This is a genomic window from Mycetohabitans endofungorum (assembly GCF_037477895.1).
Lineage (GTDB): Bacteria > Pseudomonadota > Gammaproteobacteria > Burkholderiales > Burkholderiaceae > Mycetohabitans.
Window position 1 is genome coordinate 2,500,497 of record NZ_CP132744.1, and the last position, 21,315, is coordinate 2,521,811.

Annotated in this window: 19 protein-coding genes and 1 tRNA gene; 10 read left to right on the forward strand and 10 right to left on the reverse strand. The window is 54.9% G+C overall.

What is annotated here, in order from left to right; genetic code table 11:
- Positions 1-2 precede the first annotated feature (2 nt).
- Positions 3-644 carry a DUF2290 domain-containing protein gene (locus tag RA167_RS10930; protein ID WP_076785560.1) on the forward strand — a complete coding sequence of 214 codons (642 nt, stop codon included), beginning with the start codon at positions 3-5 and terminating at the stop codon, positions 642-644.
- Between the two features lie 639 nt (positions 645-1,283).
- On the opposite strand, the gene RA167_RS10940 is transcribed toward RA167_RS10930, so the two are convergent.
- Genes RA167_RS10940 through macA form a run of 3 tightly spaced genes read right to left on the reverse strand, consistent with a single transcriptional unit; the run spans position 1,284 to position 5,998 of the window.
- On the reverse strand, positions 1,284-2,717 hold the full coding sequence (locus RA167_RS10940) for an efflux transporter outer membrane subunit (RefSeq protein ID WP_076785561.1): 1,434 nt from the start codon (positions 2,715-2,717) through the stop codon (positions 1,284-1,286).
- Positions 2,718-2,726: 9 nt separating this feature from the next.
- Complete coding sequence (locus RA167_RS10945; RefSeq protein ID WP_076785562.1) at positions 2,727-4,823, reverse strand: MacB family efflux pump subunit; 2,097 nt, start codon at positions 4,821-4,823, stop codon at positions 2,727-2,729.
- Between the two features lie 2 nt (positions 4,824-4,825).
- A complete protein-coding gene (macA, locus tag RA167_RS10950; RefSeq protein ID WP_076787471.1) occupies positions 4,826-5,998 on the reverse strand; it encodes a macrolide transporter subunit MacA in 1,173 nt (390 codons plus the stop codon).
- Between the two features lie 351 nt (positions 5,999-6,349).
- On the opposite strand from macA, the gene RA167_RS10955 reads away from it, so the two are divergent.
- Positions 6,350-6,493 (forward strand): burhizin family lasso peptide, encoded by a 144-nt coding sequence (locus RA167_RS10955; protein ID WP_175972410.1) that lies wholly within the window; start codon positions 6,350-6,352, stop codon positions 6,491-6,493.
- Between the two features lie 305 nt (positions 6,494-6,798).
- On the opposite strand, the gene RA167_RS15680 is transcribed toward RA167_RS10955, so the two are convergent.
- Positions 6,799-7,122 (reverse strand): hypothetical protein, encoded by a 324-nt coding sequence (locus RA167_RS15680; protein ID WP_076785563.1) that lies wholly within the window; start codon positions 7,120-7,122, stop codon positions 6,799-6,801.
- A 350-nt stretch (positions 7,123-7,472) separates the two neighbouring features.
- Between RA167_RS15680 and RA167_RS10965 the strand changes: the two genes are divergently transcribed.
- The 7 genes from RA167_RS10965 to RA167_RS10995 all read left to right on the forward strand — a co-directional run bounded on the left by RA167_RS10965 (position 7,473) and on the right by RA167_RS10995 (position 15,469).
- Positions 7,473-7,613 carry a burhizin family lasso peptide gene (locus RA167_RS10965; RefSeq protein ID WP_175972411.1) on the forward strand — a complete coding sequence of 47 codons (141 nt, stop codon included), beginning with the start codon at positions 7,473-7,475 and terminating at the stop codon, positions 7,611-7,613.
- Positions 7,614-7,719: 106 nt separating this feature from the next.
- Positions 7,720-7,869, forward strand: coding sequence for a burhizin family lasso peptide (locus tag RA167_RS10970; RefSeq protein WP_175972412.1), 150 nt, complete (start codon positions 7,720-7,722; stop codon positions 7,867-7,869).
- Positions 7,870-8,010: 141 nt separating this feature from the next.
- Positions 8,011-8,757 carry a lasso peptide biosynthesis B2 protein gene (locus RA167_RS10975; protein WP_083705989.1) on the forward strand — a complete coding sequence of 249 codons (747 nt, stop codon included), beginning with the start codon at positions 8,011-8,013 and terminating at the stop codon, positions 8,755-8,757.
- Positions 8,754-10,496, forward strand: coding sequence for an asparagine synthase C-terminal domain-containing protein (locus RA167_RS10980; protein WP_076785565.1), 1,743 nt, complete (start codon positions 8,754-8,756; stop codon positions 10,494-10,496). The genes RA167_RS10975 and RA167_RS10980 overlap by 4 nt, the downstream gene beginning before the upstream one ends.
- 17 nt (positions 10,497-10,513) lie before the next feature.
- Positions 10,514-12,295, forward strand: coding sequence for an ATP-binding cassette domain-containing protein (locus tag RA167_RS10985; protein WP_076785566.1), 1,782 nt, complete (start codon positions 10,514-10,516; stop codon positions 12,293-12,295).
- Between the two features lie 677 nt (positions 12,296-12,972).
- Positions 12,973-14,190, forward strand: coding sequence for a hypothetical protein (locus RA167_RS10990; protein WP_139337008.1), 1,218 nt, complete (start codon positions 12,973-12,975; stop codon positions 14,188-14,190).
- A gap of 191 nt (positions 14,191-14,381) precedes the next feature.
- A protein-coding gene (locus tag RA167_RS10995) for an IS3 family transposase (RefSeq protein WP_139337009.1) occupies positions 14,382-15,469 on the forward strand; the annotation gives its coding sequence in 2 pieces (ribosomal slippage) (positions 14,382-14,643 and positions 14,643-15,469; 1,089 coding nt in all).
- Positions 15,470-15,583: 114 nt separating this feature from the next.
- On the opposite strand, the gene RA167_RS11000 is transcribed toward RA167_RS10995, so the two are convergent.
- Both RA167_RS11000 and RA167_RS11005 read right to left on the reverse strand, forming a co-directional pair.
- On the reverse strand, positions 15,584-15,958 hold the full coding sequence (locus tag RA167_RS11000; RefSeq protein WP_076785570.1) for a winged helix-turn-helix domain-containing protein: 375 nt from the start codon (positions 15,956-15,958) through the stop codon (positions 15,584-15,586).
- Positions 15,955-16,284 carry a DUF6516 family protein gene (locus tag RA167_RS11005; protein WP_076785571.1) on the reverse strand — a complete coding sequence of 110 codons (330 nt, stop codon included), beginning with the start codon at positions 16,282-16,284 and terminating at the stop codon, positions 15,955-15,957. The genes RA167_RS11000 and RA167_RS11005 overlap by 4 nt, the downstream gene beginning before the upstream one ends.
- A 45-nt stretch (positions 16,285-16,329) precedes the next feature.
- Here RA167_RS11005 and RA167_RS11010 point away from each other — a divergent pair, with 45 nt between their 5' ends.
- Positions 16,330-16,923, forward strand: coding sequence for a tyrosine-type recombinase/integrase (locus tag RA167_RS11010; RefSeq protein WP_338876867.1), 594 nt, complete (start codon positions 16,330-16,332; stop codon positions 16,921-16,923).
- Between the two features lie 201 nt (positions 16,924-17,124).
- Here RA167_RS11010 and RA167_RS11015 read toward each other — a convergent pair whose 3' ends face one another.
- The 4 genes from RA167_RS11015 to RA167_RS11030 form a co-directional block, all read right to left on the reverse strand.
- A complete protein-coding gene (locus RA167_RS11015; protein ID WP_076785572.1) occupies positions 17,125-19,020 on the reverse strand; it encodes a hypothetical protein in 1,896 nt (631 codons plus the stop codon).
- Positions 19,021-19,910: 890 nt separating this feature from the next.
- Positions 19,911-19,986 (reverse strand) — tRNA-Thr (locus RA167_RS11020).
- A 43-nt stretch (positions 19,987-20,029) separates the two neighbouring features.
- Complete coding sequence (locus RA167_RS11025) at positions 20,030-20,608, reverse strand: ClpXP protease specificity-enhancing factor (RefSeq protein ID WP_076785573.1); 579 nt, start codon at positions 20,606-20,608, stop codon at positions 20,030-20,032.
- Positions 20,609-20,699: 91 nt separating this feature from the next.
- Positions 20,700-21,311 carry a glutathione S-transferase N-terminal domain-containing protein gene (locus RA167_RS11030; RefSeq protein ID WP_041753298.1) on the reverse strand — a complete coding sequence of 204 codons (612 nt, stop codon included), beginning with the start codon at positions 21,309-21,311 and terminating at the stop codon, positions 20,700-20,702.
- Between the last annotated feature and the right edge of the window lie 4 nt (positions 21,312-21,315).

Below are 21,315 nucleotides of genomic sequence, written 5' to 3' on the forward strand. Positions count from 1 at the left end.
AGATGGACATCGAGCAAATCGTGTCACCGTTGATAGAACTTGGAATTGCTGATGATCAAAATTTTCCCGTTCTACGACAACTTTCCGCTCAGGGATGGGAGATCACATTTGGTGGGGCCGAGCACGTATCAATTGCCATGGGCGAAGTCGACTACGAGGTTATTCATCTGGAGCTGTCGGATAAACGTTCGTACAACGTCAAGCTACTCGATGGGGGATTGCTTCAGATGATGTACCTTTTTGAAGGTGAACAGCTCGTCAAGCATCGACTCGCGTATTATCCCTCGCCCAGCTTGCGCGCATTCCAGAATGATCCTGATTCGTACATGCGAGATGAGCTCTTTTTGGATATCGTATCGCGGCGCATCGTGCCCTCCCCCTTGCGATTTGACTTTGATCAAGCAGCCGCCGTCGACATTAACCATCCATGCTGCCACCTTACATTGGGCGATGTTCAGGGATGTCGCATTCCTGTTTCTTCTGGGATAACCCCTCGATGGTTTGCCGAATTTATCCTCAGAAATTTCTATCAAACTGAATCGCACGACTTTGTCGGCCGCCTACCTGCTCATAGGCTTGGTTTTGATGAAGCAATCACCGAAAACGAAAAGCTGTTGATGCACGTGGTAGTTCCAACAATTTAACGAATATCTGACAGCGTGGGAACTTTGACCAGCTCAATATCAATCAGGCGTTCTGCCAGTGCAAGCCCCGGGCCGATTCGGCCCATCCCGAAGGGCCGGAAATTTCCACTTTAAAACTGCCCTGATTGGGAGAGTCTCAGCCTCGCTAACGATGGCATCGATTTCGCAATCCGCCCATGTCTCCGCCCGCTGCACGGGAAGCGTGCCGCCGAGCGCTTCAACCGGATAATCGGCAAACGTAGCGATCCGCCACGAAATCGCCGTATTCCGGTCATAGGTGGCATGAATCGGCTGCAGCACGTCCTAAGTATGGCGTAGGAGAATCTGTGTGAGATTCTCGAATTCTCAATACTTTGTAGGTCTGAATGCCTGAAGTCCATCTAGCGATCGAGACGTTTCTTGCAGTCATCCGGCAAATGAGTTTTTTATCCTAGAGACAAGAAGAACTCAACATGCCGTTTCTCACGCGCTTGGCCAAACGCTATGGCGCGGCGATGAATGCCAAAACCATGCGTCTGCTGTTCATGCCAATTGGCAGCCCCCCACGGCGAACCACCACAAGAAGCTCGACGATGGCAAGCCGGCGAATGCCGGTGGATAGTCTCGGGGATATGTGGCTCTGGAAGAATGGCAATTCAATCAGTAATCACCGCCGCCTAGCGCCTTATATAAAGTCATTCGGTTGTTAAGTCGATTCAAGCGGTTCAGTGCATCAGCGCTCTGCGCGTCGCGCAACCGCTGCTGCTGATCAAGCCACGGCTGTACGCCAGTCGCACCAGCAACGAAGCGGGCCCGCGCAAGCGCTTCCGCGCGCTGCGCCTGAGCGAGCGACAGTGTACGCTGTTCGCTTTCTTGTTCGAGCTGCACGCGTGCGGACAGCGCGTTCTCGACCTCGCCGAGCGCCGTGTACAGTTGCTGACGGAAGTTGACGACGGCTTCCTCATATTGTGTCTGCGACACTTTAATCTGCAGCTGCATCGTGTTCCGCTGAATAAAGGGCAGCGCGAGCCCAAGGCCTAGCGTTGCGATAGGATTCGACAGCGCACGCTCAAGGCTCACACTTGATGTACCAATCGAACTGGTCAGCGTGAACGACGGGTAGAAGTGGGTGCGCGTGATATCAATGTTCGCGAGCAAACTGCGCAATCGGAACTCCGCCGCGCGCAGGTCCGGACGCCGTGCGAGCAGGTCAGCAGGCAAGCCCGCTGGCACTGCCGGCAACGGCCGGTCTGGCAGCGCAGCTGGTTCGGCGGCCCGCGCTTGCGGCGGACGGTCCAGCAAGATCGCGAGCGCGTGACGGTTTTCGGTACGCTGCTGAATCCATTGTGTTTGCATCGCGCGCTGCATGGAGAGGCTCTGCTCGGCTTGCGCGACATCGAGCCCGGAAACCGCGCCGGCCGCATGACGCGCCTGCACCAGCGCGAGCGTGCGCCGCGCATACGCGATGTTCGCATCGCCAAGCGCAATCTGCTGGTTCAGGTAGCCGATCTGCCAATACAACGCGGCCGTCGTGCCGATCAGTGAAAGCCGTGCTGCGTCGCGGTCGGCCTGCGTCGCGTCGGCTTCCCAACGCGCCGCATCGCGCTGCGCGGCGAGCTTGCCCCACAGGTCGAGTTCGTAGTTGAGTGAGCCGGATACGCTGCTCGCGCGTAATGTCTGGTGCGAATCCAGCGTGCGCGAGACGCGGCCGTTGCCGCCTAGCGTCACGGTGGGCGTCAGGTTGGTCGCGACAAGATTGGCCCGCAGCTGTGCGCGATAGACGCGGATCGCAGCGGCGGCGAGATCGTTGTTCACGGCAAGCGCGTCAGCAATCAGCCGATCGAGCACCGGGTCACCGAAGCTGCGCCACCAGTCGGCCGGAATAGACGCTGCCGCGCAAGGCTCAGATGAGCTAGAGGCAGCGCAGGGATGCGTCTGCACTGTCGCGCCGCTCGCGTCGTACACTGTCCAATGGGCAGGCAGGCCCACTGCAGGCAAAGGCTGGCGGCGCGCGTTCGTGCAACCCGCAAGCAACGCGGCGGCGCAGGCGAGCGCGAGCAGGCGGTGGAAAACGCTCGCAATGCGGATCATCATGGCGTCACCTCAATCGCGCGCGAGCGCATCGATCGGATCGAGCCGTGCAGCGTTGCGAGCGGGCATGAAACCGAAAATGATGCCGATCAGCGTCGAACACAAGAACGCGGTGACAATGGAGGCGACAGAGAACACCATTTTCCATTGAGCGACAAACAGCGGGAAGATAAAACTCGTGCCAAACGACAACACGATGCCAATTGCGCCGCCCATCAGGCATACCACAACCGCCTCGATGAGGAACTGCTGCATGATATCGCTCTGCCGCGCGCCGACGGCCATCCGGATGCCGATCTCGCGCGTTCGCTCGATCACCGACACGAGCATGATATTCATCACGCCAATCCCGCCGACCACAAGTGAGATCACCGCGACCAGCGACAACAATAGCGTCAGCATTTGGCCGGTCTTTTCAGCCGTTTTGACCACGTTATCCACGTTGTAAGTGAAAAAATCCTTGCGACCGTGGCGCTGCGTCATCAGCTTCACGAGATTGTTTTCGGCTGCCGTGCTCGGCTGTCCATCGCGCACCCGCACCGTGATGCTGTCAAAATGGCGCTGACCAAACAGCCGGCCGCTCGCTGTCGTGTAGGGTACCCATACGTTTAGGCTCTTTATCTCACCGAACGCGCTCTTCTTGTCCGCCGTCACACCGATCACCACACACGGCAGGTTGCCGATGAGCACTACCTCGCCGAGTGGATTCGAGTTGGCGCCGAACAGCTTGCGACGTGTGTTCTGGTCGATCACCGCCACTTGCGCCTGACGGCGTACGTCGTCAGGACCGAAACCCATCCCTTGAGTGAAGCGTATCCCCCGTACCTGGAAGTAATGTTCGCCGATACCACTCACTAACGCGTTGATGTCGATGTTTCGGTAGCGTAGTAACAAGCTGCGCGACGTCTCGGGTGTCACGCTGTCAAGATAGGGCTGCTCGGCGAGTGCGGCCACATCAACGGGCACAAGCGTTTCGATCGTGCTCGCCTGGCTGTCGCCCCAGTCGCGGCCCGGGAAGATGTTGATCGTGTTCGTGCCAATACTGGCGATCTCATCGAGTATGTAGCGCTTCGCGCCTTCGCCAATCGCAACAATGGATACCACCGACGTGATACCGATGATAATACCGAGCATCGTCAGACCCGTGCGCAGCCGATGTGACATGAGCGCGAGCCATGCCATCCGAAATGCCTCGGCAAAGCGTCCGGCACTCGCCGGCCAGCGGCGCGCACGTAGCGCAGGCGTGGCAGCCCGCGTGTCCACCGCGGAAACGGGTGTACCGCATGCGACCGGTGCGTTTGCCTGTGCAGTTACGTGGTCGATAACGGCAAATGATGTGTCGGCGCAGGCGGATGCGGCCAATGTAGCGTCGGTGGCTACCGTATCCGCGGCCGATACGCTGACATCGGCCGCCGAGCATAGCGTGTTCGTCCGGTCTGCGACGATCTTGCCATCGCGGATCTCGATGATCCGGCGCGCGTGCGCGGCGACATGCTCATCGTGCGTGACAATGATCACCGTATGGCCGAGCGCGTTCAGCTCACGCAGAAGCCGAATTACCTCCTGACCACTCTTCGAATCGAGTGCCCCTGTCGGCTCATCGGCAAGGATCACTTCGCCGCCGTTCATCAGCGCGCGTGCGATGCTGACGCGCTGCTGCTGTCCGCCGGATAGCTGGCTCGGACGGTGCCCGGCGCGCTGCGCGAGCCCGAGCCGCGCCAACAGATGCTCAGCGCGCGCTCGCCGCACAGACTGCGCACTGCCCGCATAGATTGCCGGCATTTCGACGTTCTCTGCCGCGCTCAGGTGTGGCAGCAGGTGGTAGCGCTGGAAAATGAAGCCGAAGCGCTCGCGCCGCAGTTGTGCTAGCTCGTCTCCGTCGAGTTCGCGTGTCTCGCGGCCATCGACCTGGTAGCTGCCGGCGCTCGGATGATCCAGGCAGCCCAGAATATTCATCAGCGTCGACTTGCCGGAACCTGACGCGCCGATGATCGCAACGATCTCTCCCGCGCCGATCGACAGGTTGACGTTTTTCAGCACGACCACATCCCGGTCGCCGGCGGGAAAGTGCCGCGTGACGTTGATGAGCTGCAGCAGCGGTCGGGGCATCGTCAGCGCGCTGAGCTGGTGAAAGTATCGGACGCGTCGCCGATCACAACGCGTTCGCCGGCCTTGAGTCCATCGCGGATCTCGACCTTGACGTTGTTGTTCAGCCCGGTGCTGACTTGACGCGTGACGGTCCTGCCATTGGCATCGAGCACACGTACCGCGTACCGCCCATCCGGCGCCTTCGCTCCAAGCGCGGAAACCGGGATATTGAGCACTTGCCGCGCGACGCCGAGCAGCACACTGACCTGCGCAGTCATCAAGATGCGCAGCCGGTGACCGGGATTGGGCACTTCGAACAACGCATTGTAGAACACAGCCGTATTGAGCTTGGACGAGCCACCGAGCGAATTTTGTTGCGTATCGAGGAAATTCTGCGGCGCGGGCTCGATCGCACGCAACTTGCCATAATAGCGTTTGTCCGGTTCGCCGAGTATCGTGAAGTATGCAGCCTGGCCTGGGTGCAGGCGGATCACGTCAGCTTCCGATACCTGTGCCTTCACCGTCATCGTGTCGAGGTCGGCAAGCTTCAGGATCACCGGCGCCTGCTGCTGCGCGATCACAGTCTGGCCTTCCTGCGTAACAATCGCGACCACCTCCCCATCCATCGGCGCGACGATTCGCGTGTAGTCGAGATTGGCCCGTGCGGTCTCGGTTTGAATGCGGGCCGAGCGAATCTGCGCGTCGAGCGACGCGAGATTCGCATGCTGCACATCAAGCGCCGCTCTCGCCTCTTCGCAATCCCGCCGCGAAGTCGCGTCATCCCGCAGCATTTGTTGCTGGCGGCGGAATTCGAGTTCAGCCTGCCGAAGCTGCGCAGCCGTTGCACGTCTGTGCGCAACGAGGTTCTGCTCGTTGGTTTCCGCCTGACGCAGCGCGTTCTGCAAGAGAACCGGGTCGATCTGCGCGAGCCATTGTCCCGTCTTGACCTTGTCACCGAGCTTGACCTTCAGCGACTTGAGTTGGCCAGAGACCTGTGCACCGACATCAACCTGCTTGAATGCCTGTAGCGTGCCCGTCGCGAGCACCGCATGCTCGAGATCGCCGCGTTCGACATTCGCGGTCAAGTAATGCGGATGCTTGTCCCGAGAAAAGACATGTAGCGAGAGCGCGGCAATCAGAACGACAGCGATAACGCCAGCTATCGCAGCACGCCAACGACGGAAAATCCTTTTCATGAATGGCAGAGTAGTTAGAGCAAATGCAAGCGCATAGAGGCAACCAAAAAGCGAAGCATGATACCGAAAAATATCCGACGCTACCTTTTCAAGGTGTTGCACCTTCACAGCACTGCGGCATGCAGTATCGTTATGGTGCGAGGCATGCAACAATATTTTCATTTTCCGCATTTTTCTCACAGAATAATGAACAATGCCAATGGAGCTGACAAGAATTTCACCCGCCCTCTTGCAAAATCTCAATTTTTTACTACACTGATAATGCCTATGTTATTTTAACGACATAGGTTTAGCCGCTTGCCTACTCGGATAGCGGCTTTCTTTTAACACTACGGGATCAAGGAGATTTTCATGAATAAGCAGCAAGACGTGAAGCATGAAGTGTCGGAATTCCTGTTGGATGATGAATCGCTGATGGAACTGTGCGCTTCTGAATCGACGCTGGGCGGTTCGGGGAAATACAAAGAAGCCGGCGTTGGCCGCTTCTTGGACTAAGTGTAGCTTGATATAAAACAACGCTAAGCAAATACCTTTCAGTACTGCTTCGAATGTATCTCAGGTTTGCACGAATCCTAGATGTATTGTGACGCATACTAAGGTTTTGCTTAGCGTTTCCTTATAGCCCCGATACATAACAATCGTAAAAAAATGCCGCATCATTTGATGCCCAATGTGTTGGGAGCCTGTTTCGCTAGGCAGATTATCTTGCTCGATGTGGTGCACGATCGGTACGCTGTTTTGACCGAGAGGCAATCTGCGGTGTAGGCGTCACAGCTTGGGCTGGATATTAAGCGCTTTTCTCAGACTGGCACGATACAGAATTCAGCCATTCTGGAAGAATTAAAGCGTGCTAATTGGATTAGCGCCACCTCGTTTCCAGAAGCTGACGCTAAGTTGAACACGTTGAGCCTGAGCCCCTCGCCGCAAACAGGCGGGATACCGGTCAATGTGAATGCCTGTAGCGTGCCCGTCGCGAGCACCGCATGCTCAAGATCGCCGCGTTCGACATTTGCGGTCAAGTAATGCGGATGCTTGTCCCGAGAAAAGACATATAGCGAGAGCGTGACAATCAGAACGACAGCGATAACGCCGACTATCGCGGCACGCCAACGGCGGATCTTCATGGATGGCAGAGCAGTTAGAGAAAATGCAAGCGCATAGTGGCAACCAAAAGTGAACCATGATACCGAAAAATATCCGACGCTACCTTTTCAAGGTGTTGCACCTTCACGGCACTGCGGCAGGCAGTATCTTTATGGTGCGATGCGCGCAACAATATTTTCAGTTTCCGCATTTTTCTCACAGAATAATGAACAATGCCAATGGAGCTGACAAGAATTTCACCCGCCCTCTTGCAAAATCTCAATTTTTTACTACACTGATAATGCCTATGTTATTTTAACGACATAGGTTTAGCCGCTTGCCTACTCGGATAGCGGCTTTCTTTTGACACTACGGGATCAAGGAGATTTTCATGAATAAGCAGCAAGACGTGAAGCATGAAGTGTCGGAATTCCTGTTGGATGATGAATCGCTGATGGAACTGTCCGCTTCTGAATCGACGCTGGGCGGTTCGGGACAATACCGAGAAGCTGGCGTTGGCCGCTTTTTCTGATCTACTACACTAATCCTGCCCATGTTGGCTTGAACGGCATAGGGCGACCAGCCGCCTGCCTACCGGGTAGCGGTTTCCTTTCCACTACGGGATCAAGGAGATTCTCATGAATAAGCAACAAGACGTAACGTATGAAGTGTCGAACTTCCTGTTGGATGATGAATCGCTGATGGAACTGTGTGCTTCTGAGTCGACGCTGGGTGGTACGGGGCAATACAAAGAAGTCGGCATTGGCCGCTTCTATGATGGAGCGTAACTTGATATAAAACAGCGCTAAGCAAATGCCTTTAAGTACTGCTTCGAATGTATCTTAGGATTGCATGAATCTTAGATGTATTGTGACGCATACTAAGGTTTTGCTTAGCGTTCTCTTGTAGTCACGATACAGAACAAAAAAATGCCGCATCATTTGATGCCCAATGTGTTGGGCGCCTGTTTTGCTAAGCAAATTATCTTGCTCGATGTAGTGCGTGATCGGTACGTTGTCTTAACCGAGAGGCAATCTGCAGCATTGGCGTCACAGCTTGGTCTGGATATTGAGCGCTTTTCCCAGGCTGGCACAATTCAGCATTCAGCCATTCTGGAAGAATTAAAGCGTGCCAACTGGATTAGTGCCACTTCGTTTCCAGAAGCTGACGCTAAACTGAACACGTTGAGCCCCTCGCCACAAACAGGGGGAATGTCGGCCAATGGTTGGAAGTTACCTGACGATGCTTTTGCGCATCGACCTGCTTGGACAAACATCGCCAAAGCCACGCTCATCTTGAGATCCGTGCACCGATGCGCAGCGCGGCGCGGAATGGCCGGGTTGTTGCAGTTATGCAATCAAGCTCACCGTGAGGCCGGAGCAGGCTTGCGTGTCAGCCAGCCGGAAGATTATGCACCCTTTGTGAACACGCTCAATTGGGCCTGCCTATTTTACCCCCGGCCAACCAAGTGTTTGGAGTGGTCAGTCGCGCTGACTGTGCTGTGCGCGCGTGCCGGCTTGGCATTGAAATTGGTGATCGGCGTGCAATCTTTTCCGTTTTATGCACACGCCTGGTCGGAAGCCGGAGAGGTGGTGATTGGCGATAGCCCACTCAGACGCAAAGAGCTATCCGTTATTCTGGAATGCCCTCATCCTCTGCTAGCACTGCCCCTATGACCCTACTCGGCATCGCCTATCCGAAGACGCAGGATTATTTAACACAAAAACGGGATTGGAGGTTCGTACGCGACCCATCTAACCAGATTGCAGGTGCACTTTGGCATCAACAAGACAGGGCCAAGACGCGTGCCCTATGTGGGCAATCTGGCACGCACTTCTACTGTTTTTATGGTTCAGCATTTTCGAAGCTAGACCAGAGCGAAATTAAGGAAGACGACTTGCAGGCAATTGCGGCAGTAGGTCCCGCGCATCTCATGGCTCGATTCTGGGGTAAATATTTATTTATCTGCTTTGACCTGACTGCCAAAAAGTTGATCTGCTGCAGCGATCCAAGTAACCAATGGCCTGTATATTGGGCATGGTCCAGCCGTCACGGTTTGCTTTTTTCGGATACGATCACGTGCCTGCATCAAACCTTGGTGGAGAGCGGCGAGCGTCCGGCATGGAATAAAAAGTTTTTTACGACATGGTTACGCACGGGTACCGTACAAAATGGTGAGCTGCCGTTTGATCGTATCCAAGAAATTCCGGCAGGCTGCGCTGTCTCCTATATCGATGATGGTCAACCGCAAATCGTGACGGTTTGGGATCCCCTCAAGCACGCAGTAGAAGATGACACCCAAACCCCATTCGGCATTTTAAAGAATTATCTTAACCGGTTTGTATCGTTGGCCGATCGGCCCGTGCTGGAACTCTCCGGAGGTCTGGAATCCAGTTCCGTGCTGCTGGCAATGCGCGCAGTCTCCTCTGCTGACCATCCACTGTCTTGCGCGCATTATTACCATGCCGGTGTCGCTTCATCCAACGAGCTGGAACATGCGCGTCACGTTGCACAAAGCGTACAGGCTCATCTCCATGAGGTGGATACGAGGGTATTATCGTTTACCCCTGTTCAGTCTGTTCCGCGGGTGGCTAAACCACATATCCGATATTGCTTGCTTGCGTTTAATCAGTATTTTGCAAGCCAACTCGAGAAAGGAGAGCATACTCAGTTGATCAGCGGGCATGGAGGGGATTCGCTCTTTTTGGCGCCTCCGCCTTTCAGCGCGCTTGCCGATGCGGCACTGACATGGCAATGGCGACGATTAGTGCGCGTGGCGATGGACCTGGCGCTCATTTACAGAGCGCCTCTGATTCAAGTGGCAACGGGCGCAGCCCGATCGTTATTTTCTTCAGATCCTTTTGAAAATAACGGCAGCACACTCGATCTTCTATCTGAAGAAACACAGCACGAGTCGTTCGATCAACGAGCCCATCTGCATCCGTTTCTCCAGCAAAATAAGGTTCGTTTACCCGGTCAGCTCTATCAGCTGGCTTTGGCTTTTTTGACGCTCGACGACATTCGATCGCCCGCCTATCCATTTACTCAACCCACGCATTATCCGTTTCTTTGTCAGCCGATGGTCGAGTTTGCGTTGTCCATACCCAGTTACGATCATTTCGAAGGAGCGCATAATCGCATTGTGCTGAGAAAATCTGTTTCGGCGGCCACAGGGTATCCGAACCTATGGCGACGAAACAAAGGCGAAACATCAGGTATCGATTTGTTGGGCATTCGTGACCACAAGGATCATATGATGGCGCTCTGTCTCGAGGGATTTTTGGCCAAAGAGGGCTATGTCGACGTAAAACGCACACGTGCTGCGATTCAACATAGCAGCAAGGGACATAGCAAATATTTTATGGGCCTCCTTCACCTCTATGCCGCCGAACTGTTTGTTCAAGGATGGCAATGACTAGCGAGTAAAGCGTGATGCAGCATGGTCTCTTCAAAACAATCTTGTTTTTGCTGCATTGCTTGTGGACGCGTGAATGGAAAACGCGTCTTCAGATCATCGCAGCCATTGGCTGTACAGGATGCTCAGTCGGGCTGACCATTATCGCACCGATGTTGCTCAAGTGGCTCATCGACGGTTTGTCCAACGCGGCGCTCTCGGCAGTGAGCGTCTACCTGCTCTGTGTAGCTTACGGCGGCGCGTGGTTTCTGTCACAAGCGACGAACCGTTGCGAACAGTATTTGTTCGTGTTGGTCAATGAACGTATTAAACGCACGATTACGTTGAATTACGTCAGCCGAGTGCTCGGTCAGCCCGCTGCGGCATTGAGTGCTCACCAAACGGGCGCTTCTGTGAGCGAACTCTCGCGCGTACAAGACAGTGCGATGCGTGCAATTATCGGGCTCTTTTGGAGCCTCGCACCGATTGTTGTCGAAATCGCGGTCGTCGGCATCGTCGTGTTCTCATTGTTTGGCCTCGTTTATGCAGCTGTCTTGCTGGGGGTTCTAACCCTTTATATTTACTTTAGTGTATCAACGGCGAAGCGCTGTGAAGCGCTGCAACGCAAGAAAAACCGAGCGTCGGATCGTGCCTCTACGCGGCTGGTCGATACGCTAACGCATGCCGATACGGTCAAAGCGTTTTCGAATGAAGCCAGCGAATTAACCCGACTCGATCGTGTGTTCAAAATGCGCGCCTGGGCGAGTATCCATATCACGCGCAAGATGGAAATCGTTGGCGCCACTCAATTACTGATTGTCGGTATCGGGTTGACCACGCTTACGGCTTTGGCAGGACAAGATATCTTGGCACACCGGCTCACCATTGGTGATTTCGTGCTGTTGAACAGTTACCTGCTGCGATTTACTTTGCCGCTCAGCACGTTCGGCTATGTGGTGCGGGAAGTTCAGATAGGTTTGTTTAATCTATCGGAATTGCTGCACACTATCCGTGTTAGATGGCACTTCGAACCGTTGGGTCCTCCCCTCTTCAAGCAAGCACCGTCGATTGAATTTCGCAGCGCCAGCTTTCGCCATCCGTGCGGTAGACGACTATTGCACCACGCGAATTTTTCGATTCCTGCTGGCGCCTTCTGTGCGCTGGTGGGGCCGAGCGGCGCGGGGAAATCTACGCTCATCAAGCTGTTATTGCGTCTGTATAAGCTCGATGAAGGGCAAATCCTTATCGATGATCAAACGATCGAATCGTTTTCCGAATCGCAGTTGCGTCAGTCGATCAGTTATGTGACACAAGACGCGCATTTGCTGGATCGCTCGATACGCGAAAACATCTGCTTTGCCTGCCCGCAAGCCTCTAATTCGGAACTTGAACAAGTTATCCATTCCTGTGCGCTGACATCCGTTATTGCTGCGGCGAGCCAGGGCCTGGACACGCCGATTGGCGAGCGAGGCAACAAATTGTCGGGTGGTGAACGACAACGTGTGGGACTGGCCCGCGCTTTATTGCGCAATAGCCCTTTGCTACTGTTGGACGAACCAACTGCGGCGCTCGATGCACACACGGAGGCCGATATCTTCAAGCATCTCTATGAGCGTTATCGTCACACCACGCGGCTCGTGATTGCGCACCGACTTTCGGCCATTCAGCATGCGGACTTGATTTTAGTCATGCAAGAGGGTGCGATCGTGGAGACGGGCACGCATAGTAGTTTGCTAAGGCGACAAGGTGTTTATGCCAATCTTTGGCATAAACAGACCCAGCTATCGACAGAACAACCTGACTTATCAGCGGCACGATAAAAATCCCGCACACAGCCATCCGCATGGGCCCCTCAAAACCGGGTGTCGACTAGCCGGTAAGCGCGGGTCTTTGCGATGTAGTTTCGGCGATCATGCACGGCATAGATCAGGTCCGCGCGAATCCATCGCCAAGGGGCCACTTGGCAAGCGCCCGCAAACTGTCGCGGTCGTCATGCATGATCTCTTCCGCCAGCTTCATCTGGCGTTCGAAATCAGGATTATATGGCATAAAAGGGATACGCCTACGAGCTCCATATCTATAGCGGCTATCAAGGTGTATGAGGTAAGACACCAGGCAGCTACAATACAAAGCGCTGACTAATTGCCGGCCGCCAACCTAGCTGAAGTTAACAATTCTTTTAAAGTTGACAATGGACTTTGATCCCGCTTCCACGCCTAATAGCGCTCAGGCTGCCGTCTATGCGATACCAAGCCAGCATAGCTCTGCGGCCACTGCCTCACCGCTGCCCCCACGCTTAGCAGCGCGGGCGAATACTGGCGTACAGCAACGCCCGACGACGTACCATAACCTGCCGCCTGAAATCCTTCAACGGGTGGCCGCCCACATGTCGTTATTCGACATCCCTAACCTGTCAGCCGTAGACAGACGGACCTACCACGCACTCAAAGAGTGGCGACTAAGCTGGTTTTGCACCAGAAACGCCAACGATGGCCCTGTGCCAAATCTCACATCGGTGCAACGGTTACTCACTGAAATTGAGCGCATCCGTGCGGAGCCGATGCTGCGTGCCGAGCCACTTCAAACGCTGTCGAAGCAGTTAAGTGGTTTGCCTGAAGAGCAACAGAGAGCAGCATTCCAACAGGTCTTCGAAGCTGCAGGCCGTGTACCAATGCGAGGCCTGCAATTACAAAAAGACATGATCGTATCCATAGCCTGTCTTTCACCGCAACGCGAGTTGTATGAGTTTGCCTATGCCGACGCCGAACGACGCCGCCCTGGACAAGGTAGCACCTGGGCCGCCCTTGCATCAGTTCGAAGAGAGCTCCCCATTGACCCTTTGCAGTTTGCAACCGAATATCGGGCTTTTATGAGCCGGCTTCCCGCATTGAGCCCCGCCGAGCAAGCTGAACTGATCAGAAAACTGGCCGCACTGCTAATCGAATTTGATCCCGACCACTATCCTACAGCTACGACACTCACTGAATTATACGAAACGCTGATCCAATGGGTGCAACATTTGCCGGCGTCATACCGCGGCGCGCCGATCGGCGCGTTGGCCAGAGAACTATGGCTGCTGTCAGAGGAACAAATATCTCTATACTATGCCAATCTACGGCACTTAACGCTGTCTCTGCCAGATCACCAATTAGGTGAGACGTTACGCTATCTGTTACAAGCGGTGCTAGACTTACCGTCAGCTCAGCAACAAGCATACGAGCTACCGCGACTTGAACCCATCATTGAACGTGTGCTGCCCGAACAGCGGGCACTGGCGGCGATTGAGCTTATTAGATACGCACCAGACCTGTACGACAAAGGGCTAGCCAAGCAAATAGTCCAGCGTGCACTAAGCTTGATCGATAGCAGCAACGAAACCATCCAAAACATGCCGTCAGCGCAGCGGGCATCATTAGTATCTAAGCTGACACTGAGTACAATTAGATTAAACGAACATGAAGCGCTATCCCAACAAGTGTGGCAGCGTGCACTACGTTTACTTGACAACTGCGATACAAAAGACGTGTTCAACGCACTTTCTCCACTTTCTAAATTGCCATACTGGAATTCGGTTTTACTCTTTTCTGACCAGCAATGGGAAGACGTCAAAACCGAGGTCATAGCCTTTGTCGAACGTAATCGTAAGAGGTATAGTGGTTTTGATCGTCTGCTCCAAGATCTTGAACACTATGAAAACAGCATGAGAGAAACCTGAACCTCGCAATCAACGCTGAAGATGATGTGGGATCGTGGACCGATGCGGTGGTGGTACCAGATTGGACTTTGACAATTTTACGGATACCAAATAGGGTGGACAATGAAGCCAGAGAAAGTCAATGAAGGGTAATCCCCCCAAAAAACCGGTGGGAACAGAAGTAGAATTTCTCGTTAAGGGAGTTCTACGCAATGAAAAAGTCGAGATTCACGGACAGCCAGATCATGGAGGCGCTCAAGCGCGTGGAGGCAGGGCTGGCGGTACCGGATCTGTGCCGAGAGCTGGGCATTAGCACAGCGACGTTCTACAAGTGGCGCTCGAAGTACGGTGGCATGGACGTGTCGCTGATTGCGCGGATGAAGAAACTGGAGGCCGAGAATGCCCGGCTGCGTAAAATGTACGTCGAAGAGAAGATCAAGGCCGAAATCGTTTCGGAGGCACTCGCAAAAAAGGACTGAGGCCATCTCGCCGGCGCGAGATAGCCATGCACGCGGTGTCCAGCCGAGGCATATCGATCCGGCTGGCATGTGAGGCGTTTGGGATCAGCCAGAGCTGCTATCGGTACGCCGGCCTGCGCAATGCCGAGAACGAGGAGATTGCGAACTGGCTGCTGCGCCTGATCGACAACCACCGGAACTGGGGCTTTGGGCTGTGCTTCCTGTACCTGCGCAATGTGAAGGGTTTCGGCTGGAATCACAAGCGCGTGTACCGGATCTATCGCGAACTGGAGTTGAACCTGCGGATCAAGCCACGCAAGCGGCTAGTCCGGCAGGTTCCGGAACCGCTGTCGGTGCCCACTGCCGTCAACCAGCTCTGGTCGATGGACTTCATGCACGACCCACTGACCGACGGACGCAGCATCCGACTGTTTAACGTGATCGACGACTTCAACCGCGAAGCGCTCGGCATCGAGATCGACTTCTCGCTGCCCTCGCAGCGGGTGCTCCGTGCGCTGCGGCAGATCATCAGTTGGCGTGGCCGGCCAAAGGCGATTCGGTGTGACAACAGGCCCGAGTACCTGAGCGCGACGATCACCGAATGGGCCCGGCAATACGGCATCAAGCTCGACTACATCCAGCCGGGTAAGCCTCAGCACAATGCGTATGTCGAGCGATTCAACCGGACGGTGCGCTACGAATGGCTGTCGCAGTACCACTGGAAGGACCTGGAGCACGTCCAGCGTTTCGCGACCGACTGGATGTGGACTGACAATCACGATCGCCCGAACATGGCCTTGGGCGGATTGACGCCAAAACAGCGGCTGGCCATGGCCGCATAGTTTCTACTTCTGAACCCCGTGGAAAACGGGGAGATTACCCAGCCCACTCTGGTAAAATAGGGTGATGCGTCCACCGTGCGCGCCGGTCCATCGCCTCGCCACAGCGGCTTACGTTTAGTTAAGCGTGGCGACCATTTCAATTTTAGGTGCTACCGAGCGCACCAGCTTTTGAACGCCGTGGCCAGGATTGGCTTGCCGTTGTGATACAACCAAGCCGGCCTTTTCCAGCATACGCACGTCCTTTGTGACTGCGGTACGCTCACGATGTAACCGGCGCGAGAGTTCAGCGATAGTCTGAGGTTCGCTAATAATCTCGTGCATTAAACGCCGCCGTGCTTCGGAGAGCACGGTGAACATCCGTTGCGGGTCCTCGAACGACAAGGTAATTTTCTCGGGGAACACCTTACCAGCATCGGCGCGGCGCGCTGCCCCCCGGGCACGCTCGAAAAAACCTGCAATATCACCTGTACGAACAACAACCTTAGTCATCGTTTTACCTTCCTATACTGAAAAATAATATCCTGCCATTCTTGTTGAAAGCGATCCAGCGTGGCTTCGTAACTCTCAAACTCGACTGGCTCAACTGCCCCCATATAATGCCGGTGATGATAGCCGTGGGCATTATCGAAACCCAAAACCCGACCATTATCACGTGGATAAATTTCATGATTAATGTAAGCCAAGTTGTAACGCGTCACCACGTTGCGCCCCGCTTCTCTGCATCCCCATACTTCATAACTTAAAAGACCGCCACCGGACTTGGCCTTGAGTTCGAAGCGTTCTTGCTCCAACAAAATTTCTTTAACCTTTGCCATACACTTCCTCAGCCGTGCACTATGATAGCACACCTGAGGCTAGACTTGGCGCATCAGGAGGGCCAAAGCTTACGGGCGACCTTGCGCTGGCTAGCAAGGCTACGGCGGCTTCAGGCCTGCCTCGCCTTCCTTCAGCACGCCAATAATCTGTTCTTCGGTGAATCGTTTCTTCACGACCACTCCTTTTCAGAATGGACTCTACACCGTCACCGTACTAATCTCGGGGAGCAAGTCAGATCTGGTGGGAATCAGATTGCCGCTTTCCGCTCTTCACGAACAGACGGTGAAGACGCAACGCTTACCCTGCGCATCCAAATCGTGGGTGAGCTTTCCGCACTGCTCAATCGGTTAGCCGCCCGGAAAAGAACGCACAACCCACGCTCAACGCGTTTGATTGTCGATGAGTATGGACGCCCGCTCGGGCAGGCCGCACTGCGCTTTCGCTTCGATCGCGCCCGCGACGTAGCAGGCATTGATAAAAAAGACTTTCAGTTTAGAGACCTACGGGCGAAGGCGGGGACGGACAAGGAAAGTGCGACCGATCTACGTGCAGCGCAATCGTTACTGGGGCATGGCAGCGTGGCGATGACAGAACACTATGTCCGCAAGCGTGGCATGCAAGTTACGCCTACCCGGTAAGCGCGGCAATACTGGAAACGAGATGTTAACGCTGAAGTACATTAGTTTTTTCACACTTTGTGTGAATCTGCTAGCGACGACGGCCAATCCCCACGGTGTTCAGTTTATCGCAGGCGGGCAGCTGCCCGGTCTTGAGCACACCGCAATTCGTGCCATTGCGGTTCTAGCGCTGCCCGTTATAAGCCGAGGCTGGTGACGAACCTATTGTGGCCTATGGTAGAAGGGAAGATGTTCGGCACGCAGTTGGCACTCGTTACCCCTCGTCTCCAACTCTAGCCGCTGCTGCCTAGGCCGCTCCAAATTAGGGTTGCGTAACCACGGTATATGCGCGAGTATTGTTGCACGACTGGACTTATTGAGGCGGCTGCGTTCCGTAAAAGCCGTGATTTCGTTGACGGCATCTTGCCATTTCTGGTCGCTCATTGCGGTTGTCACGCCCTCTTGTCTTGCCTTGCTCAGCACGTCCAGTATTTCCGTTGCAACGTAGCCGTTAAACAGCCGTAGCATAAGCTGCCATACCTGCTTTGAGCGCATGTCATCCAACTGGTAACTATATCGCAGTAGGGCGAGTGCGACCTGATGACGCCCTATGGTCCCCATGGCCGAACATAATAAAGGCATATGCGCAAATATCATTGCACGAGTGGGCTCAGTGACGTGGTTACGTTCCACAAAAGCCAAAATTTCATTGACGGCATCGCTTCGTTTTCCACCATGCATTGAGTACTCTATGGCGGACATGAGCCTTGAATCACTAAACAACTCCAATAATTCCGCTTCACTGCTGCCATCAAGCAGCTGCAGCGCACGCTGCCATACTTGCTTTGAGAGCACGTCATTCAGATAGGGACTACATTCCAGTAGGCCGAGGGCGGCCTGCACACGCTGCGCGGGCAGCACGCGCAGTAGCGCAGGCTCCAGTAATTGAAGTTCGTGCGCGTGTTGCTCGGGTGGCAATCCAATTAAACTTAGTGGAAGACGGCGTAGCGCCATTCCCAGTTGCTCGTCCGAAAGCGATAACGCCAGTTGTCGCATTTCTGCATAGCGCACGGCACGCTCTGCTTCGGGCAAAACCCGTGTAGCAGCGGCCAACGCGCCGACCGATGCGCCTTGCTGAGAAGGGGGCAGCGATTGTGTTTGCTGCAGCAAGGCCACATAGGCCGAAAGAATATTGCTTTCGTTAAGTCTTGGGTCAGCCAATGCTGCGTAGCGCCTGACGGCCTGCTCTGCTTCGGGCGAATCCCGTATAGCAGCATCCAAGGCGCTGCCTCGCTGAGAAGCAGCCAGCTGCTGTAGCAAGGCCAAAGAGGCCGAGTCGGGGGCATTGCCTCTGCTAAGTGTCAGTCGATCAGCCAATAGGGGGATCAGCTTGGCTTGTTCAGACGGGTCTAGGTGCGCAAGCCGGTTGAGCAACGCCTGGTACCTTTCACGCTGAGGTGCTTGTGAGTTGAAGCGTCGATAGTCCACCTCCCCAAGCAACTCGGCCAGCTCGGGCCAGAAATTCTCTTGGTCAGGTCGACGTCTTTCGGCCATTGCATAGGCAAAATCGAATATGCTTTGCGGGCATGTGTAACTGCGCTGGGATAATAGCAACCTTTTTTGTATTCGAAAGCCTTGTTCCGGGATATGCTCGGCCGCCACGAACAGTCGTTTGAATGCTTCGACTCGCTGCTGCGGGGGTAAATATATTAATCGTGTAGAGAGTGCCAGGAGGGGTTCGACCCGCAGTTCCGGTCCAGCCTGGATACGCTCGATATCTTCAATCAGCTGTTGCCACGACGCAAAATCACAGACGTTGCGTGCTTGCTTGGTACAGCGCGCGGCCCATCGCCTTTCCTCCATTAGGTGATAAGTGCGCTTGTCCAGTAGTGAAAACGCAGGGATATCCTTAGCCGGCAAATGATCCGCAATAGTTAAAATCACGTTAACCGGCAGCGCAGTGTGAGTTTTCGGCTTTTTTAGCGATGTGTCGGGTGCCGGACTCGCCGAACGCTTTATGCCCGTGGGCGGTGCAGCCGTAGGCTGTGGGCGGGCTTGTTCGTCGCTCGCGTAAATGGCGGCCTGCGTGTTCAAAGTGGCGTTTAGATCAAAGTCCATCGGCAAGCTTAGCAAAAAGTGAGAAGAGCGCAGCGCGAAGCGATACTGCACGCACGATAGCCTAATGTCGCATGGCCACCCAGGCGGATACGAATAGGATTACGCCGACTTTATAACACGTAAGTGAACGGTTTTCTGAACCCTTGCTGATAACGCATGTACAAAGTCGGTCATCTTGAATTTGGCGCGTTAACAAGGTAGAGCAAAGATTGCCCGCCAAAACTCGCTGCGCGGCTGTATTGAAGTCAAAATCGGCCTATCCTCTGGCTATTGCCACGGTATTGGGGTCTTCTACTCGCTGGGCTCGTTCTTGTTATTTTAAAAAGGCAACGCTAAGCGCCAAACGGCGCACGCGCATCCAGGTGCGACAAAAAGCATCATCGAACAAGGCCATCACCCATCCAACACTCAATACACAAAGGCGTTTCCCAGACAGCGGCGACACAATTTTGTTTGCAAGCGACGTGTGTAAATACGCGTGGTTGTAGCTCAGCTAACAAGAGTTTCTTTGCCACGCTTGGCGCTGTCGCGCTCATTGCCGGCTGATACGGTCCTGCTTCGCCTAGTAGGCAAGCTTGTCAAGTGTGCGTCAACCTTTTCGTCTCGCCAAGATGGGCGTTATCGCATCGCCAACTCAGCCGTGCTCTTATTCAATCGCCGATCGGCCGGTGACGGGGGCACTCTCTGCATGGTCAGCCCTCTTCCATCGGCTGGGATGGTAACTGGCGGCAGCTTCTTGTTGTTGGCGAGTCGTGCAGCACCGATCGGCGTGAAATGCTTAACTACCAGTTGACCCTTCGGAGCGCGCTACGCGGCCTCCGTCTTGCCAGCAAAATTAATTTTGTAGAACAAAAAAAGCGGGCCCCATTCGCTGGGACCCGCGTCAGTATTGGTGCCGGCTGCAGGACTCGAACCCGCCACCTGATGATTACAAATCAACTGCTCTACCAGATGAGCTAAGCCGGCATAGCCATATAGTATACTACAGCCGCTAGTCTGCGGCAAAAAATCATTTGATCACTTTCAGATGCTTGCGACTACTGTCCTTCCGACTCTCACCCGCGGCCTCGCCGGCATCGGGCCCTTGCACACTCGGACTCTCTGCGTGCTGCCCGCGCTGCGCCTCACGGCCGACCGCGGCCGACCCGCTCTGTTCCGCCTGCTGCAACACGCGCTCACGCAGCACGCGTTGCTTCTCCTGCGGCGTCATATCGTAAAATTCATCTGCCGCGAGCGCCTCGAATTCCGGCGCGCCTTCAACCGGCTCCTGCGGAATCCCCTCGACCGGGAACGCCATTCCCTGCCCGTTCTCGCGCGCATAAATCGCCAGAATATTGCCCACCGGCACCTCGATCTTGTGCGACTTGCCGGAGAAGCGCGCGAGGAATTCAATCACGTCGTTGCCCATTTGCAACTGGCTGGTCGCATCGAAGCTGATGTTGAGCACGATTTCGCCGTCACGCACGAATTGCCGAGGTACGCGCGTGCGGTTATCGACCTTCGCCGCGATATGCGGCGTAAATCCATTATCCGTGCACCACTCATAGAGCGCACGCAACAAGTAGGGCTTAGTGGAAATCTCTTGCATTATTGTTCCTTGAACTGCCGACGCGTCGCGCCCGACACACGGGCGCCACACCGGCAAGCAGTGACGGCTGGGGACGCAAGCCCGCCGCCGCTTAACGACGCATCACCTTCTCGGATGGCGTCAACGCCTCGATATAGGCAGGCCGGCTAAAAATGCGTTCCGCATATTTCATCAGCGGCGCTGCATTCTTGGATAGTTCGATGCCGTAGTGGTCTAGGCGCCATAACAACGGCGCGATCGCGACATCGAGCATCGAGAATTCTTCGCCCAGCATGTACTTGTTCTTGACAAAAATCGGTGCCAGTTGCGTCAACCGGTCTCGAATCGCCGCACGCGCGCGCTCGTGCGCTTTCTCGGCGGTCTTGCCCTTCTCATTCTCGAGCGTGCCAACGTGCACGAACAGCTCTTTCTCAAAGTTGAGCAGGAACAGCCGTGCACGGGCACGCTGGACCGGATCGGCAGGCATCAATTGCGGATGGGGGAAACGCTCGTCGATATACTCGTTGATGATATTCGACTCGTACAGGATCAGATCGCGCTCCACGAGGATCGGCACCTGCCCGTACGGGTTCATCACCGAAATGTCCTCCGGTTTGTTGAACAGGTCAACATCGCGGATCTCAAAGTCCATGCCTTTTTCGAACAGCACCAACCGGCAACGCTGGGAGAATGGACAAGTGGTGCCGGAATACAAAACCATCATTTTT

Excerpts from the sequence above, each read along its gene's own strand:
- RA167_RS11030 (WP_041753298.1), bottom strand. The coding sequence starts at position 21,311 with ATGATGGTTTTGTATTCCGGCACCACTTGTCCATTCTCCCAGCGTTGC.
- RA167_RS10980 (WP_076785565.1), top strand. The coding sequence starts at position 8,754 with ATGACCCTACTCGGCATCGCCTATCCGAAGACGCAGGATTATTTAACA.
- RA167_RS10965 (WP_175972411.1), top strand. The coding sequence starts at position 7,473 with ATGAATAAGCAGCAAGACGTGAAGCATGAAGTGTCGGAATTCCTGTTG.
- RA167_RS11000 (WP_076785570.1), bottom strand. The coding sequence starts at position 15,958 with ATGACTAAGGTTGTTGTTCGTACAGGTGATATTGCAGGTTTTTTCGAG.
- RA167_RS15680 (WP_076785563.1), bottom strand. The coding sequence starts at position 7,122 with ATGAAGATCCGCCGTTGGCGTGCCGCGATAGTCGGCGTTATCGCTGTC.
- RA167_RS10940 (WP_076785561.1), bottom strand. The coding sequence starts at position 2,717 with ATGATGATCCGCATTGCGAGCGTTTTCCACCGCCTGCTCGCGCTCGCC.
- RA167_RS10970 (WP_175972412.1), top strand. The coding sequence starts at position 7,720 with ATGAATAAGCAACAAGACGTAACGTATGAAGTGTCGAACTTCCTGTTG.
- RA167_RS10945 (WP_076785562.1), bottom strand. The coding sequence starts at position 4,823 with ATGCCCCGACCGCTGCTGCAGCTCATCAACGTCACGCGGCACTTTCCC.
- RA167_RS11005 (WP_076785571.1), bottom strand. The coding sequence starts at position 16,284 with ATGGCAAAGGTTAAAGAAATTTTGTTGGAGCAAGAACGCTTCGAACTC.
- RA167_RS11025 (WP_076785573.1), bottom strand. The coding sequence starts at position 20,608 with ATGCAAGAGATTTCCACTAAGCCCTACTTGTTGCGTGCGCTCTATGAG.
- RA167_RS10930 (WP_076785560.1), top strand. The coding sequence starts at position 3 with ATGGACATCGAGCAAATCGTGTCACCGTTGATAGAACTTGGAATTGCT.
- macA (WP_076787471.1), bottom strand. The coding sequence starts at position 5,998 with ATGAAAAGGATTTTCCGTCGTTGGCGTGCTGCGATAGCTGGCGTTATC.
- RA167_RS10955 (WP_175972410.1), top strand. The coding sequence starts at position 6,350 with ATGAATAAGCAGCAAGACGTGAAGCATGAAGTGTCGGAATTCCTGTTG.
- RA167_RS10975 (WP_083705989.1), top strand. The coding sequence starts at position 8,011 with ATGCCGCATCATTTGATGCCCAATGTGTTGGGCGCCTGTTTTGCTAAG.
- RA167_RS10985 (WP_076785566.1), top strand. The coding sequence starts at position 10,514 with ATGCAGCATGGTCTCTTCAAAACAATCTTGTTTTTGCTGCATTGCTTG.
- RA167_RS11015 (WP_076785572.1), bottom strand. The coding sequence starts at position 19,020 with ATGGACTTTGATCTAAACGCCACTTTGAACACGCAGGCCGCCATTTAC.